Below are 16,628 nucleotides of genomic sequence, written 5' to 3' on the forward strand. Positions count from 1 at the left end.
GTAGTCGTACATAAGTCCTATGTCAACTGTGCTTTAATCAACTAGATATGCCAAAGCCATCGCGGATGGCAATGAATTTGCCCATAGCAACTAATATTCCCCCACAAAATCATTCCCTCCAGCAACCACCTTGCACACAACCCTGACTACGTTTATATTGCCGGGTTGCCCGCACCTCCCGCACCTATACAACGCTTTTACAGCGCATAACAATAATTCAAACCATGTCCACAGAACCCCAGATCAAGATTTACCAAGACGATATCACGCCATTTTTGCAGCGCCTGCCTGCGTTTTTGCTGTTTCCTTTCAAGCCTGCACCGCTGATCATGATTGCGGGCCTGTCGGCCCTGAGTGTCGTGACGGTGTTTGCGTTTGGCATGTTTCGCGGCTTGCTGATGCTGTTCTTTTTGCGCTATGCCTATGCGGTCATGGAAATGGCGTCGATGGGGCAACTGAATCCAAAATGGGATGACATTACTGTCTGGGGTAATAAAGACAAACGCCCCTATAAGCAGAACCTGGTGTTCTTGCTATATTTTCTCTTGATGGTCGTGGTTGGCACTTATGCCATGAAGCCGGATGCGAATGCACCTGCGATCTCATCCAAAACCAGTGCCGCAAGTGTGCAAATGCCTGCGGCAGCATCGCTGGCGGCAATAGCGGGCAATGAGGCCTCCCCTGCCCGTAGGCCTGCGCCAACAGATGAGGATGACGACAGCGCCGACCCGGATGAACCTAAAGCCCTCAGTCAGTATGATATGGCTGCGCCCAAGGCCAGCAGCGATGGCAGTGATGAAGCAGCCCGGCGCATTGCCATGCGTGAGGCGGAGCTGACCTATGGTAAGCAAGCCGGTGCGCAAGATAATAGTGTAGAAGAAAGCAGCAACCAGCCGCGCAGCAGGATGGATAAATTCATGGCGCCGGATGTGCATTTCGCCAAATGGTTTTATGTGCTTGCCATCCTGTTTGCCCTGCCCATACCCGCTGCGGTGATGGTGCTGGCGATTGAAGACAATGCCTGGCGTGCCCTCAACCCTGCGACGGCGCTGTTCTTCATACGTGGTATGGGTGCTTCCTATTTCGTGGTATGGGCAATCTTTGGTGCAGTTTTGTTGAGCATAGAAGGCTTGCGTCATCTGATACCGGCTACCTGGTCGCCCTTCGTGAGCGTGCCGCTGATGACTTTTTTGAATTTTTACTTGATCCTGGCAACCTATTCGATGATGGGCTATGTGCTGTATCAATACCATCAACAACTCGGTTTGCCTGTGGCAGTGGATTTTGATACGCACAGGGAGCAGTCCAAGGCGCAGGATAATCCAGCGCCTGCGTCTTCTGACCCGTTCATACAGCGTATCGACGCACTCTTGATGAGAGGTGAACTGGATGCTGCCTTGCGCATACTGGAAGATGAAATGCGCTACGAGCGTGGCAACCTGACCCTGAATGAAAAGCTGTATCAGTTATTGCTGCGCAAAGGCGATGAAAAGCGCATCTGCGAACAGGCACGACGCTATATGCTGGTGTTGGGCAAAGCCGGTTATCACGAAAAAGCTATGCACATGCTGAGCGAACTCAAAAACCGCGACCAGGCTTTTGAAGTGCAGCCTGACGATATCCTGCAAGTTGCCAGCAGTGCTTTTGCGAGCAATGATTTCAAGGGCGCGATGAATTTGATACAGGGCTTTGACAAAAAGAACCCCAAGCATGCAGATATCCCCGCCGTATACATGCTGGCCGCCCGCCTGTCTGGCGACCATTTCCGCAAATATGCGCAGGCAATTTCCATCGTGAAGGTGATCTTGCAACGCTACCCGGATGCAGACGTGGCAGCAGAAGCCAGTGCTTATCTGGAGAAAATGCAGAAGCTCATGGCGGCATTACCACCTGCTGCGCCTGTGACATCAAGCTGACCATATTACAGGCCTCTCACTAAAAAACAGAAGCCGTTGCGCTTCAGCGCAGCTCTGTTTTTGACTCTCTATTACAGTGACTATTAATGGATAATCTAAATTTTTTAGCTACTGCAAAACTAATGCCAGCATGTACAGATATTGAGTTACAAAATTTATTTCCAGAAATTCACTCACTCATTGAGCAAGAAAAAAGCAAACATAGTTGGAGTGCAGTAAAGAATAGTCCAGACTTCATAGCATTTGAAAAAGCACTTCAGCAACGAATGCTTGTTGCCAATGATGACGCTATCATGGCTGGCTGCTTATCAATTCTCACTATTGCTGAAATGGTCTCTGACGTCCAATTTATTATACAAGCTCTGGCACTGTCTGCGCGAAAGCTAAGACAGGCAGATGCGGTGCTGTATGCGGCAGTTCGATATGCGTTGTCAGCCGACCTTCTGGATGACAACAGTTATGTGGAAGCTTGCGGTGGTTTAAAAATGAATGCTCTGGAATGTGATAAACACTTGCGGGTTGCTGAAAAAATTTTGCATCCCTTAGGAATTTCAACAACGCAAAGCCTTAAGCAGACTTAGGTGCGATTAGTGAAACGTAATCGCACGCATGCAAACCTGCGCATCTCATGGTGGTTTGCAGCTTCATAAAATTTCAAAAATATTTAAAAGGATGTAGTAATCATGTCACTCGCTGGAAGAATTCGTGTTTTAGGTTTCTGTTTTTCTGCACTGGGTTTATATGAGGGAGTGGGAGGTTATCTCGAAAATCGCGACTTCGAGCTCCTCGGAAGAAACGCTCAGGTTGAACCACTGGAGAAAATTTCTGGGCCAGCTAGCAATCAAAACAACGTTCGCCTGACACTCGTCACAGAACGAGGCGAAAAGTATACTGTGACGAAAAGCATTGATCAAGCTACCTCGCAAACCCTGCATGGTGGACGAAGTATGAGGATCATTTATCTAGCGAATGACTATACAAAAAACAGATGGCCTTGGGAAAAAAGAGACGTGAAAATGGGGCTCGTCATGACAATTTTTGGTTTTCTTATTTTGGCATTTTCTTATATGTACCGGCCTTCAAAGTGAAACATCGCATGAGTGACAGATTTGGCCTGATCCCCCAAGGGCAACCACATGCTGGTGTTGATTCTTTGAATAGGGAGTAAGTGATTTGAGAAAATCAATCCAATGATTAACTCGTGTAGGTACGATTAGTGAAACGTAATCGTACGCATGTAAATCGTTGAAACAGCCATAGCGCTCTCAAGCTTGGCGCCTGCGAGATTTGTGAAGGGCGCTTCAGCGATTGTCGGGTTCATCACTCCTGATTCAATTAGAAATTGTGAATAGAATTTCTTTGTACGCATCTTGAGTTAATCAACATGCGTACGATTACGCAAAGCTAATCGTATCTACACAGGCTGAGCCTGATTTAATCGTATTCCAGGACATGCAATCCAGATTTTTCTGCAAGCCGTAAAACTGGTTCAGCCCTCAGACGGTCATTAAAATAAAGCACATGGGTGTCGTCCCACGATGCTACGTAGAGACTATCAAACTCCGGCAAGATGAGAAACTGGAATGGCGTGCTGAGCATTTTCTGCTTGCATTGCGTCAGATAGCAAGCCTTGTCGGTATATTGTTTGATGACCAGTTTCTCTTTTTGTGGCCATTGACCACGGTAACGAACCGTGAACACCTCGGTAGCTTCAAATATCGCAGCCCAGTGTGACAGAAATTTCTTATTCCGGTTTTCTTGTTCAGCGGCGTCTATATTATCCAATAGAGGATACTCGCTCTCGCAAGTGATCCAGTGGTCAAACACAGAGGTGGCAACGCGCCCCATATTGCCGTGATCAATATTTTCTTTTATGTTCTGCAAAAATGGGAATTGCAGCTTGATGCTGTGTTCTTTGTCGATGCTAACTTTGGATAATATTTTTGTTTTGCGCATGTTGTTCGATGATCGGGGGTGCATAAATGTGCACGATTACGTCGTCAATTTCTATGAAATGTAGGTCGTGTAGATACGATTAGTGAAACGTAATCGTACACATATCAACCGCTGAAACAGCCATAACGATCTCAAGCTTGATGCCTGCGTAATTTGTACTGTGCGTCCAACCAAGAGCCCCGACTGAGTAAACATGTGTACGATTACGCAAAGCTGATCGTATCTACAGGATTGATCTAACAATCGCGGTCTTAAAGTCGGAAAACGATCAGATCATGTCATGGCTATTGCATGCAAATTATCAAAACTTGAGCAATGCTCTCAAAGCCAGCACGGAATTTCCATCGTGATTATTCATCTATTTTCTGACCCTGCCTCCTCCAGCGCTTGGCAGTGGCACTATTCGCCGTTACACCATAAGTTCCTTTTTCGTATATATTCGCAAGGCGAAATGCTGCTGATGAAATTCCTATGTTTGCGGCTGAAGTCAACCAGTTTACATATTCTGCAGGATGGTCAACAAAAAAACTTTTTTGATCTTCGAGGAATAATTTCAGCAACTGCTCTGCTTTTCTTGGATTACCAGGTACGCCATCACCGATTTGGTACATTTTAATAACAGACCACCGTGGCTTATAAGCCCCCCTTTTTCCTGCTCGCTCGTACCACACTATTGTCTCCCGGTGATTCTCTGTAGTACCGATTCCGTGGTAATACATATACCCTATGCGGATAGCAAGATCGCAATAGCTCTGGTCGTCAAAATTCCTTTGCGCCATGAGCCTGATTATTGTCTGCAAATAGAATTGTTTATTGGCTTTATCATTGGGATCCTCATTGTTGACGTTGAGCCAGCCATGACTGGTTAACATCTCAAGCGCGTCACGGTTACCAGCCATCACCGATTTCTCGATCCAAGGCAGCCATATTTCTGAAGGTGCGTTTTCTTCCTTAAGCACTCGCCCCAGTTTCACCTGAGCTATTGCATCTCCTGCTTGAGCAGCTAATGTGTAATAAGAAATGGCTCTTTGTCGATCTGAGCTTGAAGACCTGCGATTTAAAAATATATCCCCTAACGCGGTCAATTGTTGCGTATCAGTTGCCAGAACCGTCGCTGCACATTCATCTAAAGCCTCAACCCCCATTCGTGGAGAATATGTCATTGCGCATCCGCCGGACTGAGCCTGAGCAGTAGCGAATACCGTCATTAGTAAAACAGGGCTCAAAAGCCTCACCACCTTATGCCTATTCATCTTGATTTCTTTCTGTAGCATGCCAACGCGCCCCATATTGCCGTGATCGATGCTATCTTCTATATTCTGCAAAAATGGGAATTGCTGTTTGATGCGGTTTTCTTTTTCGGTGTTGAGTTTGGATAATATTTTTGTTTTGCGCATGTTGTTCAATGATCAGAGTTGCTCGGGTCGTGTAGATACCGTTATTCATGCCACAAGCTCACAAATTCACTGAAACTATTGGCTACGAAAAATGATTGTCCCGAAGCTGGATCGAATACCTCAACCGTAGGCGAACTTTTATTAAAATTCAAACAAATCAAATAATCTCCGGCATCTCTCGCTATGGGAACAAATCTTTCCGGTAGATTAAAAACTCCGTGGGGTCGTGCATACCATGAAATAGTAAACTGCCTGACTTCATCAGTGAACTCAAAAAATTCACTAATGCATGTCTCTTCTTTCTGGTATTCAAATGTAGAAATCTCCGGACACGCACTGTCAGAATGCATCACTAAATCTACATACGAGTCAGGGAAAATAACATTTAGTTTTTTCTGTACTGCAGACACAATCCGTGAATCGACAGATGATTTCTTCTCTATTCCAAATGATTCCCAGTCAATCGTCATTCAATGACTCCAGCCAACGATGAGCTCTAAATAATCGCAAATACGCTTAAGAACGCGTGAACATTGCTTGTTACCCTGGTTTTCCAGAATCGCTTTTTCACACTAAAACCCAAGCCACCCAATTCACTCAAGCCAGCAGTGCCGAAATAAAATCCTTCTTGTCACTCTTCGCCACTTCCTTGAATTGCAGCGCCGATTCAACATGGTGCAAGTGATGGGACATCAGTTCTACGGCTTTTTCTACGTCCCCGGCTTTTGCGGCCTTGATGAATTCTACGTGTTCGTCCGAAGAGCAACTGGCGTCGCGGCTGGACTGGTAGAGCATGGTGATGAGGGAGCTGCGGCCTGCGAGCTTCATGAGGATGTCGGTCAATACCTGATTGCCAGCGGTTTTGGCGAGCAGGATGTGAAAGTCGCTGAGCAGGGTTGAGCGTTCTTGTACGTTGTTGTCGCTGATGGCCTGGCGTTCCTGGATCAGGTGTTGTTCTATGCGGGCGTAATCTTCTGCTGTTGCCTTGGCGATGAATTCGCGTACCAGCGCAGCTTCGAGTATGCGGCGGACAAAGAATATCTCGTGCGCTTCCTGCTCACTGGGCTTGCTGACGAAGGCACCTTTTTCTGGCACGAGGTCAATGAGCTTGTCCTTGGCCAGCATGACCAGGGCAGCGCGGATCTTGGTACGGCTGACGGAATACATGCGCGCCAGTGCCTCTTCCCTGAGCTTGGTGCCGGGCGGCAGCCTTTGCTCGGCGATGGCCGTGGTGATGTCTAGGGCGATGGCTTCTGAGCTGTCTGCCTGATCTGCCTGGGCTGGATTGGTGGTGGCGGTCATATTCTTATTTACCTGTGGAGCTAGCGTGCTGCATGATGAGCTAAGGCGAAATTGTAACCTGATAAGGATAACGCCCAAAGATTTCCATCCTTGGGCGTTATTTTTATTCAACTTATATTGACCTGGCGCAGTCAGTGTATGAAAACCAGCATCATCCCGCCGCCAGTTCTGCCTTGCTATTCGCCAGATCATAACTGGCAATCGCGGCAGTATCGCCATTCAACACTGCATGGGCGCGGCTTCTGTCTATGTCTTTCTCCCATGCGGCGACGACAACGGTAGCAACGCAGTTGCCGATCAGGTTACCGAGAGCACGGGCGATGCCGATGAACCAATCGACGGACAACACCAGCACCAGGCCCACTACCGGTATAGCTGGTATGGCAGACAAGGTGGCGGCCAGGATGACTATGGCGGAGCCAGGCACACCATGCGCGCCTTTGGAAGTGACCAGGGCAATCGCCAGTATCGCCAGCAAATCTGAGAACGCCAGCGAGGTATTGGTGGCCTGGGCGATAAATACGGCGGCCAATGTCAGGTAGATGGAAAACGCGTCTAGGTTGAAGGAATAACCGGTTGGTATCACCAAACCCACCGTGGTGTCCTTGATGCCCATGTATTCCAGTTTTTTCATTACCTGTGGCAGGACAGAGTCAGACGATGCTGTTGCCAGCACGACCAGCAATTCTTCACGCAGGTATTTGATGAATTTGAAGATATTGAAGCCTGCAACTTTCAATATCGCACCGAGTATGCCAAACACAAAAATGATGACGGCAGCGTAAAACAAGATCACCAGCAAACCCAGTTGCTTCAATGAGCCCACCCCATATTTGCCCACGGTAAAGGCAATTGCACCAAACACGCCCAGGGGCGCGAGCTTGATGATGAAGGACATGCACTTGAAAAATACTTCAGACAGGCTGCTGATCATATTGGCGATGGGGCGGGCTTTTTCACCGACCAGTGACAGGGCGCAGCCAAAGATCAACGAAAACAGCAAGACCTGCAGAACGTCACCCGAGGTAAAGGCGCTGACAACCGTAGTCGGGATAATCTTCATGACAAATTCGGCAAAGCCAGCGCTTTTGACCTTGTTGGCATTATCGACATAAGTGCCTAGGGTGCTGGCATCAAGCGAGGCGGGGACTATGTTCATGCCCTCACCGGGGTGGAAGATGAAAGCCAGTGCCAGGCCCAATACCAGTGCAATCGTGGTCACCACTTCAAAGTAAATCAGGGCCTTGAGGCCGACGCGCCCTACTTTCTTGAGTTCACCTGCACCATAAATGCCATGGACAACAACACAAAAAACGATCATGGGGATGATCATCTTGATCAGTTTGATGAAGCCATCGCCTATGGGTTTGAGGCTGACGCCAAAGCTGGGGTACAAGACCCCTATCAGTATCCCGGCTGCCAGGGCGATAAGCACCTGACCAAAAAGTGATTTGTAGATACGCTGCACGATTACCTCCTGATTGACTGGTTATTATTACTTACTGAAATTCAACTCCAACTCATTGATATATATACGAAAATTCTTGCAGACCTCACCATCAAGCCAGCTTTTCAGGAAGCGAGCTGAAATCAAATATACTGCATCCAATTTTTGTATGCAATAAATGAATTCAATAGTAGAATCCAAAAAAAACAGGTAAAACGGCAGCTCTCACGACCAGGTAAATGCGGCATACATAACAAGACAAGCCGGGACAGCCACAGCTCACTATGAAGCCTGTACAAGATACCTAACAAAGGAGGAGACCAGCATGTCGAGCAAGATGCATTCCTACGCGAGTTGTGGCTCGCAAATCATGAGCAGGGCTGACGTATTGGCGCAACATACCGAAACACCGGGCATGTTGACGCGCACTTACCTGACCCCCGAGCACCACAATGCCGCCGCCCAACTGGCTGAATGGATGTGCGCTGCCGGCATGAACGTGCGGCGCGATATGGCAGGCAATGTCATAGGCCGCTATGAAGGCGCCGAACCCAACGCCCCCGCCCTGCTGACCGGCTCGCATTTTGATACGGTGCGCAATGCCGGTAAATATGACGGCAACCTGGGTATCTTGCTGCCGCTGGCCTGTGTAGAGCAATGGCATGCGGCGGGCAAGCGTTTCCCGTTCGCGATAGAGGTCATCGGTTTCGCAGAAGAAGAAGGTGTGCGCTTCAAAGCCACGCTCTTGGGCAGCCGCGCTGCAGCAGGCACGTTTGATATGGCCGTGCTGGATAATCTGGATGACAGTGGCGCGAGCATGCGCGAAGTGATGACGGCTTCAGGCTTTCATCCAGCCGGGCTGGCCAAGGCCGCTTACGACCCGGACAGCGTACTGGGCTTTGTCGAAGTACATATAGAACAAGGACCGGTCTTGCTCAATGAAGGTCTGGCGCTGGGCGTGGTCACAGCCATATCCGGGGCCACCCGCTATATGGTCGAGGTGGAAGGCCTTGCAGGGCATGCAGGCACTGCCCCCATGGGCATGCGCCGTGATGCCGCCATGGCCGCAGCAGAAACCGGTCTGTATATAGAACAGCGCTGCCAGGGCATACCTGGCCTGGTTGGCACGGTCGGGCAATTCAATGTGCCAAATGGTGCGGCCAATGTCGTGCCTGGCAAGGCGGTATTTTCGATAGACATGCGAGCAGAGCAGGATGCAGTACGCGAGCAAGCCGTGGCCGATGTGCTGGCACAGATCGAGCGCATCGCCGCACGCCGCAAGGTGCAATTCAATCTGCGCAAAACCCATGAAGCTGCCAGCGTGCCTTGTGCGCCATGGCTGCAACAGCAACTGGCCAAGTCTATTACTGAATGCGATGTAGCTTTACGCCACCTGCCCTCAGGCGCAGGACATGATGCGATGGCAATGGCAGCCATCTGCGATGTTGCCATGCTGTTTGTACGCTGCGGCAACGGCGGCATCAGCCATCATCCCGATGAAATCATGACGGCAGAAGATGCCGCACTCGCTGCCCAAGCCTTTGCTCATTTTGTTGAACATTTTCAATCGAGGCGTCAAACATAAGACGCCCAGTCACACTCACCATGAAAGCTCTCCACCATGAATAACTACGAACAACTTGATGCCTGGATAGACACTCACTTTGACGAACAGGTCAAATTCCTGCAAGAACTGGTACGTGTTCCTACCGACACCCCACCCGGCAATAATGCACCGCATGCAGAACGCACTGCTGATCTGCTGCAAGACATGGGTATCAGCGCAGAAAAACATGCAGTACCGGATAGTGAAGTCAAAGACGCTGGCCTGCAAAGCATCACCAACCTACTGGTACGCCGCCAATACGGTCCCGGCAAGACGGTATTGCTGAATGCCCATGGTGATGTGGTGCCACCAGGCGAAGGCTGGACCAAGAACCCTTACGGCGGTGAAATAGAAAACGGCAATATCTATGGCCGCGCTACGGCTGTCAGCAAATGTGATTTCTCGACTTACACCTTTGCCCTGCGTGCCCTCGAAGCGGTTGCAAAACCAAAGGCGGGCACACTGGAGTTGCTGTTCACTTATGACGAAGAATTCGGCGGCGAAGTCGGCCCGGGCTGGATGCTCAAGCATAAACTGATCAAACCTGACCTGATGATAGCCGCCGGTTTCTCTTACCAGGTTATCACTGCGCATAATGGTTGCCTGCAGATGGAGGTGACGGTACATGGCAAGATGGCCCATGCAGCGATCCCTGATTCTGGCGTTGATGCCTTGCAGGCCGCTGTAAAGATACTGAATGCGCTGTATGCGCAAAACACCTTGTACAAACAAGTCACATCGAAAGTCGAAGGCATTACCCACCCTTATTTGAATGTGGGCACGATAGAAGGCGGCACCAATACCAATGTCATCCCTGGCCGCGTCACATTCAAGCTGGACCGCCGTATGATACCGGAAGAAAATCCGGCAGAAGTCGAAGCGACATTACGCAAAGTCATCAGCGACACAGCATCTGAACTGCCAGGTATCAGCGTGGATGTCAAACGCATCTTGCTGGCAAATTCCATGCGGCCATTGCCGGGTAATACGCCGCTGGTAGAGGCGATACAAAAACACGGCGAAACTGTGTTTGGTGAAGCGATTCCTGCGCTGGGTACGCCTTTGTATACCGATGTGCGTTTGTTCTCGGAAGCAGGCATACCTGGCGTTATCTATGGTGCAGGTCCGCGTACCGTGCTCGAGTCCCATGCGAAACGGGCAGATGAGCGTTTGAATCTCGAAGATTTGAGACGTGCAACCAAGGTGATTGCACGCACATTGCAAGATTTGCTGCAATAAAAGAAAAGTGCAATTCAGAAGATCAGTGAATCAGAATTCTTCCCAATCATCTTTGCTCGCTGAAGATGCTTTCTGTTTCACTGGTGCTGGGTCAGCCCTTTTTACAGCCATCTGGTTTTTAGCGTTAGGCAAGGCACGTGCGCTTTTGTTGGTGCTGGCGGACATTGCATTGCCAACCGCTTTACGCACTGTGGTCACGGCGCCTGTATGTGCACTATCGAGCTTGAAGGTGCTGACGAGTTGCACCAGGCCACCTGCCTGATCGCGTAGTGATTCTGCTGCTGCTGCCGCCTCTTCAACCAGCGCTGCATTTTGTTGGGTGACGGCGTCCATCTCGGTTACGGCCCGGTTGATTTGCTCAATGCCGGCTTCCTGTTCGCGCCCTGCTGCAGTCAACTCACCCATAATGTCGGTCACGCTGTTGATGCTGGAAACGACCTGGGCCATGGTCGCTCCAGCCTCATCAACCAGGCGGCTGCCGATACCGACTTTTTCTACCGAGTCATTGATCAGATCCTTAATTTCTTTGGCGGCGCTGGCAGAACGTTGTGCAAGGTTGCGCACCTCTGATGCGACCACCGCAAACCCACGCCCCTGTTCGCCTGCACGGGCTGCTTCAACAGCTGCGTTCAGCGCCAGGATATTGGTTTGAAAGGCGATGCCATCAATGACGCTGATGATGTCCACGATCTTTTTGGATGACTCATTGATCTTACCCATGGTGTCCACCACTTGCGACACCACCTGCCCACCTTTGGTGGCAACATCTGCTGCTGACACAGCGAGTTGATTAGCCTGGCGGGCATTGTCGCCATTGTGCTTGACGGTGGAAGTGAGTTCTTCCATGGACGATGCGGTTTCTTCCAGCGAACCTGCCTGTTGCTCGGTACGCGAAGACAAATCAAGATTACCGGTGGCGATTTCTGTCGAGGCACCGGCAATGGTGTCGGCACCAGTACGCACCTGACTGACGATGGTGGCCAGGCTGTCCTGCATGCTTTGCATGGCTTGCAAAACCCGGCCAATTTCATTATTGGAATCGACAATGATCTTCTCGCTCAAATCCCCAATAGCGAGTCTTTCTGCCGCCCGTCTTGCAACCAACAAGGGTTGAGTAATAGCACGGATGATCATGTAGCCACTAATTACAGTGAGTAAAATAGCGAACAAAGTGACGACTGACAGTGTCAATTTTGCGGCAGAAAATGATGCCTCTGCTAATTTGCCAGACTCCATTGCGCCAACGTGATTAAGCTCAACTAATTTATCGAGTGATTCGCTGGCGGCATCAAAAAATTTCTTGCCCTCACCTTCCAGCAATACCTTAGCTTCATCATTTTCTTTTTTTCTTGAATGGGCAACTACTTGCTCGTGAACTTTCGCGTATCTAGCCCAATTTTCTGCAAAACCGGTGTATAACTTTTTTTCTGCTTCACTGCTGATCAGTTTTACGTAAGACTGATTCTCTTTGTCCAGTACTGCCAACATCGCAGCCATGCGCTTGTCCAGAGCATCAAGAGCAGCATCGTCCGTATTGAGGACGTGCCTGAATTCAAGCATGCGGAAATTAGCGATTTGAGTGTCAATGCGATTGGCTACTTCAACACTGGGTAACCAGTCGGTGGTGATTTCATTTGTCGCCTCGCTCATTGAAGACATCTTGAAATAAGATACCCCAGAGATAAGCAGGAGCAAAGCCAGCACCAAACCAAAAGTGGCAATCAGGCGGGAAGAGATCGAGAAATTTTTCATTGAATACCTCAGTACAACATTGATTTCGAGTTGAATCTGGCCTGCACAACAGACTCATGCTGACGTGAAAAATGGAGTCATCAGGCAAAGTTGAAACTATAGTAGCGGACAATTGCCATCATGCAATCTCACGACACAAGATTTCACGCTTGAGCAATAAAGGGCTCTGAGAGTTGGTGAACTGTTCCGGCATTCGCGGCTAATAGTCACTTTTAATCATTTTTCAAAATTGAAAAGATGACCACCGGAAATGGAGATGCAGAAACTACATCATTGCTTGGCTAGGGGGAAATGGAGGCTGGCATGCAGCTTGGTCTGGCTGGGGAATGACCAGAATTCAGTTCCTCAAATTGAACCGGGTTTTGGCGTGGTTATCCAAACAGTAAACTGCATACAGAATAGTGAATAATGAACAAGATAAGGCTGCAAAGGTGAATTTGAATTTCAAATAGCGTGCGACGCTGATGCTTGTGTTTACGTCCATATCGCACGCGCTTGATCGCTTCCATGAAAAACTGGTTCAGGCCAACTGATTTTTTCTGTCTGCCGCTACGGCCTGGTTGCGGGCGATTTCGAGTTCCATGGCTTTCATCTTTTCCTGATGTTCCATAGTACGCTGTTGCAAGTCAGTTTCGTGCTGGCTGGTCTTGATCCAGGCATGGCAGACCGAGTAAGCGATGGCAACAGCAAATGCACCGAGGGGAACGATTTGGGAATAAGACAGTATATCGGACATGATGTTTTTCCTTGCTTGGTTGATGGAGACTCCAGTATAGGGAAGTAAAGTCAGGTGCATAAGTAGCGGCTGTAAGCAGTATTGCATGACATTTGTCATGCCCACACCCTGCTCTGGTGAACAGCAATGCCGGGAAGCAAAGCACCCGCAAAAACTGTCGCTGCAACAAAGTAATACAGGTGTTACAGAGTTTTCTTGCTAAGCTAATCGCCCTGATCAAAGAATCAATAAGGCGCGAATAGCGTCAACTGCTGCCATGAAATATCTGCTCCCTCTGTTTTTCCTGTTACCTGTGCTCGCTTTTGGCCAGGGCAAGGACAGCAAAATCACCTGCACTGATGAGCGCCTGCTACAGGCTGAGACATTGAAAAAATCCGGCATCGTCCTGCCGGTGTTCAAGCATTACTGCTATAGCGACCAGTCTGGCAACTACGTGCTTTATCTGACTGAAAAGCAGGATGTAAGGCAGGATATAAAGCAGAATATAAAGCAAGGCGAAGAAAAACTGTCCCGCGCCGTAGAAGCGCACCTGCTGAAGATAGAAGCCGGCAAATCCCTGAGCAGTATTGCAAGCATACGCGACAAGGCGAATGCTGATGAAGCGGGCATGGAATTCTGGAGCAAGCTGACAGAAATCGGCGACATAGACAAAGATGGCAACATCGAATCCATCATCGTCTATCGCTTTTATAACAAGGGCGATGACGGACTGGCAGATCGTAGCGCCTACTCTGGCCGCATCAAGATCGTGATGCTATACAAGGGCAGCAAGGTCGTCATACGCGCAGTCACTGGCGACCTTGATGGCGAACGTGAAACCACGTCGACAGATAATTTCTTTGCCTTGCCTGCTACATTGCAAAAACACCTGGTGCAAAAGATGGCGGCGATGTACAGGGATGATCAGTACGGCTTTGATAACAGCTATCAATTCAAGCCTGTGAGCAAATCCATAAAAGCAAAAATAAAATAATGGCCATCCATAAAATTTTTATGAAACCAGGTTTATTCCTGCTCTTGCTGGCATGTTCCAGCCCTTTCGCCTGGGCACAGAGCAAAGGTGCCAATACCATTTGCAAAAACGACGCCATGCTCATGCACCCGGCCACCCTCAAAAAACTGAACATACAATTACCGGTGAGCCAGCACTATTGCTACAGCGATCAAACTGGTAATTATGTGCTGTACCTGGCGGAAGAACAGGATGTCGAATACCAAAGTGAAAACCTGTCAAACAACATTGCCGCATATCAGTTCAGGATAGAAGATGACCAGTCTCTTACAAATCCCATCATCATCCGCGACAAGGCCGCCAGGAATGATACCGGGGTCGCATTCAGGCAAAAGCTGATCGAATTTGCCGACATAGATGGCGATGGCCGCATAGAGCCCATCCTGGTTTATCGCTTCTATCTTGATGACGATGCCAAGATAAATTACGACCCCTACTTTGGTCACCTGAAAATCATCATGCTGTACAAGGGAGAAAAAGTCGTGATAAGGGCAAGCACCGGGCCATATCATGGTGATGCATTCACCACGGCGAGCGAGAATTTCTTTTCCTTGCCAAAGTCCGTACAGGAATATCTGGCAAGGAAAATGAAGAAGATGTCCGAGGACAAGCTCTTCGCCTTTGAACACAAGCACAACTATATGCCGCTCAAAAAGCGCGAGCCTTACAAGGAATTTTGAGGGCAGCTTCTGGCGAATTCGCTACCCTCTTTTTTATCCTTAGGCTGGCTTGAATTCCATGCGCTTGATATCACCGACAATAAACACATAGCAAAAAATGGCAATGGCAGCATTGGCAGCGACAAAAACCAGGGCACCGGCAAATGAACCCGTCGCTTGCAGGATATAACCAATCACGATGGGCGTAGTAATACCGGCAACGTTACCAAAAGTATTGAACAATGCACCACTGAGGCCACCCGCTTCTTTTGGCGCGGTATCAGAAACTACCGCCCAACCGAGAGCGCCTATTCCTTTACCAAAGAATGCCAGCGACATGGTCGCAATGACGATTGCATCTGTGCTGATGTAATTGCAGAAGATCATGCTCATCGCCAATAGCAGGCCGATGACGATAGGTGTTTTTCTGGCCTTCGACAAAGACACACCGGCCTTGATCATGCGGTCAGAAATAATACCGCCAAGTACCCCGCCAATAAAACCTGCGATGGCGGGTATGGCTGCGACAAAACCTGCTTTGAGAATAGTCATGTGCCGCTCTGTTACCAGATAGACAGGGAACCAGGTCAGGAAAAAATACGTCAGCGTATTGATGCAATACTGGCCGATATACACCCCCAGCAGCATGCGGTTGGACAGCAATTGTTTGATGATAGAAGCAGTATCAAGCTGCTCTGTTTTTTTAGTCTGGTGCGCAGTCTCAAGATCAATCAAGGCCCCGCCATCTTTTAAGTACTGGAGTTCTGCGGCATTGATGCGCGGGTGCGTTTGCGGGTCGTGCAGTTTGAACTTCCAGACCACAGACATCATGATGCCCAGCGAACCCATGACATAAAACACACTGGGCCATCCCCATTGATGAACGATCCAGCCCATGAAGGGCGCAAAAATCACTGTCGCAAAATATTGGGCAGAATTAAATATCGCTGCCGCCAGCCCGCGCTCACTGACAGGGAACCAGGCAGAAGCAATACGGCTGTTACCAGGAAACGATGGCGCCTCTGCCGCACCAACCAGCAGGCGCAGCGCAAACAGCACGGCAATCGCCGCCGCGCCAGACAAAAAGCCCACCAGACCCATGAGCATCGTAAACAATGACCACAGGAAGATACTGCAAAAATAAGTCCCCTTGGAACCATATCTGTCGAGCAGCCACCCACCAGGGATTTGCGCCAGCACATAAGACCAGGCAAACGCTGAAAAAATAAAGCCCATCTGCACAGATGACAGACCCAGGCTCTTGCTTAATTCCGGCCCGGCGATGGAGATGGATGCGCGGTCAGCATAGTTGATGGTCGTTACGATAAATAAAATCAACAAGATACCCCAGCGGGTTCCTGTGCGTGTCTGGCTGTTCTGCCTGCCTGCTGCTAATGCTTGCGCGTCCATCCTGTCCCCATTTATATAGTTTTTCGATATCGTTTGCTGCCATAGAAATGGAGCCATGCCAATGCCGGATTAAATATATCTAAAACTATACATTGTTATAGGACGTCCTACAACTATGGATTGTAACGAATATTGTTCTCAAAAATTCAACACTTGCAGCTGGAATTACTTGCACGATTCATAGTAAAAAATCGCC

General features: G+C 49.1%; 15 protein-coding genes. 7 read left to right on the forward strand and 8 right to left on the reverse strand.

Going from position 1 to position 16,628, the window contains the following annotated elements; translation table 11 throughout:
• Positions 1 to 224 precede the first annotated feature (224 nt).
• From ACO0LI_RS13335 to ACO0LI_RS13345, 3 genes are all read left to right on the forward strand, one after another.
• On the forward strand, positions 225 to 1,916 hold the full coding sequence (locus ACO0LI_RS13335) for a tetratricopeptide repeat protein (protein WP_423032946.1): 1,692 nt from the start codon (positions 225 to 227) through the stop codon (positions 1,914 to 1,916).
• An 86-nt stretch (positions 1,917 to 2,002) separates the two neighbouring features.
• Positions 2,003 to 2,497, forward strand: a complete 495-nt coding sequence (locus ACO0LI_RS13340; RefSeq protein WP_423032947.1) for a hypothetical protein — start codon at positions 2,003 to 2,005, stop codon at positions 2,495 to 2,497.
• A 102-nt stretch (positions 2,498 to 2,599) separates the two neighbouring features.
• Positions 2,600 to 3,004, forward strand: coding sequence for a hypothetical protein (locus ACO0LI_RS13345; protein ID WP_422951529.1), 405 nt, complete (start codon positions 2,600 to 2,602; stop codon positions 3,002 to 3,004).
• Positions 3,005 to 3,350: 346 nt separating this feature from the next.
• On the opposite strand, the gene ACO0LI_RS13350 is transcribed toward ACO0LI_RS13345, so the two are convergent.
• The 5 genes from ACO0LI_RS13350 to ACO0LI_RS13370 form a co-directional block, all read right to left on the reverse strand.
• Positions 3,351 to 3,872 carry a hypothetical protein gene (locus ACO0LI_RS13350; RefSeq protein WP_423032948.1) on the reverse strand — a complete coding sequence of 174 codons (522 nt, stop codon included), beginning with the start codon at positions 3,870 to 3,872 and terminating at the stop codon, positions 3,351 to 3,353.
• Positions 3,873 to 4,222: 350 nt separating this feature from the next.
• The gene (locus tag ACO0LI_RS13355) at positions 4,223 to 5,269 is read right to left on the reverse strand and encodes a tetratricopeptide repeat protein (RefSeq protein ID WP_423032949.1); all 1,047 of its coding nucleotides are present in this window, start codon (positions 5,267 to 5,269) and stop codon (positions 4,223 to 4,225) included.
• A gap of 41 nt (positions 5,270 to 5,310) precedes the next feature.
• Positions 5,311 to 5,739, reverse strand: a complete 429-nt coding sequence (locus ACO0LI_RS13360) for an SMI1/KNR4 family protein (RefSeq protein WP_423032950.1) — start codon at positions 5,737 to 5,739, stop codon at positions 5,311 to 5,313.
• 127 nt (positions 5,740 to 5,866) lie between these two features.
• Positions 5,867 to 6,571 carry a GntR family transcriptional regulator gene (locus ACO0LI_RS13365; protein WP_423032951.1) on the reverse strand — a complete coding sequence of 235 codons (705 nt, stop codon included), beginning with the start codon at positions 6,569 to 6,571 and terminating at the stop codon, positions 5,867 to 5,869.
• A 151-nt stretch (positions 6,572 to 6,722) separates the two neighbouring features.
• Positions 6,723 to 8,039, reverse strand: coding sequence for a C4-dicarboxylate transporter DctA (locus tag ACO0LI_RS13370; RefSeq protein ID WP_423032952.1), 1,317 nt, complete (start codon positions 8,037 to 8,039; stop codon positions 6,723 to 6,725).
• Between the two features lie 304 nt (positions 8,040 to 8,343).
• On the opposite strand from ACO0LI_RS13370, the gene ACO0LI_RS13375 reads away from it, so the two are divergent.
• Positions 8,344 to 9,603 carry an allantoate amidohydrolase gene (locus tag ACO0LI_RS13375; protein ID WP_423032953.1) on the forward strand — a complete coding sequence of 420 codons (1,260 nt, stop codon included), beginning with the start codon at positions 8,344 to 8,346 and terminating at the stop codon, positions 9,601 to 9,603.
• Between the two features lie 36 nt (positions 9,604 to 9,639).
• Entirely contained in the window at positions 9,640 to 10,863 is a 1,224-nt protein-coding gene (locus tag ACO0LI_RS13380) for a M20 family metallopeptidase (protein ID WP_423032954.1), read from the forward strand.
• A 30-nt stretch (positions 10,864 to 10,893) separates the two neighbouring features.
• Here ACO0LI_RS13380 and ACO0LI_RS13385 read toward each other — a convergent pair whose 3' ends face one another.
• Entirely contained in the window at positions 10,894 to 12,615 is a 1,722-nt protein-coding gene (locus ACO0LI_RS13385; protein ID WP_423032955.1) for a methyl-accepting chemotaxis protein, read from the reverse strand.
• A gap of 520 nt (positions 12,616 to 13,135) precedes the next feature.
• On the reverse strand, positions 13,136 to 13,351 hold the full coding sequence (locus tag ACO0LI_RS13390; RefSeq protein ID WP_422951521.1) for a hypothetical protein: 216 nt from the start codon (positions 13,349 to 13,351) through the stop codon (positions 13,136 to 13,138).
• A gap of 256 nt (positions 13,352 to 13,607) precedes the next feature.
• Between ACO0LI_RS13390 and ACO0LI_RS13395 the strand changes: the two genes are divergently transcribed.
• Positions 13,608 to 14,324 (forward strand): M949_RS01915 family surface polysaccharide biosynthesis protein, encoded by a 717-nt coding sequence (locus ACO0LI_RS13395; protein ID WP_423032956.1) that lies wholly within the window; start codon positions 13,608 to 13,610, stop codon positions 14,322 to 14,324.
• Positions 14,325 to 14,344: 20 nt separating this feature from the next.
• Positions 14,345 to 15,043 carry a M949_RS01915 family surface polysaccharide biosynthesis protein gene (locus ACO0LI_RS13400; RefSeq protein ID WP_422951519.1) on the forward strand — a complete coding sequence of 233 codons (699 nt, stop codon included), beginning with the start codon at positions 14,345 to 14,347 and terminating at the stop codon, positions 15,041 to 15,043.
• Between the two features lie 39 nt (positions 15,044 to 15,082).
• On the opposite strand, the gene ACO0LI_RS13405 is transcribed toward ACO0LI_RS13400, so the two are convergent.
• Positions 15,083 to 16,432: an MFS transporter gene (locus tag ACO0LI_RS13405; RefSeq protein WP_423032957.1), complete on the reverse strand. Its 1,350-nt coding sequence runs from the start codon at positions 16,430 to 16,432 to the stop codon at positions 15,083 to 15,085.
• Between the last annotated feature and the right edge of the window lie 196 nt (positions 16,433 to 16,628).

Source organism: Undibacterium sp. Tian12W, assembly GCF_049339405.1.
GTDB lineage: Bacteria > Pseudomonadota > Gammaproteobacteria > Burkholderiales > Burkholderiaceae_D > Undibacterium.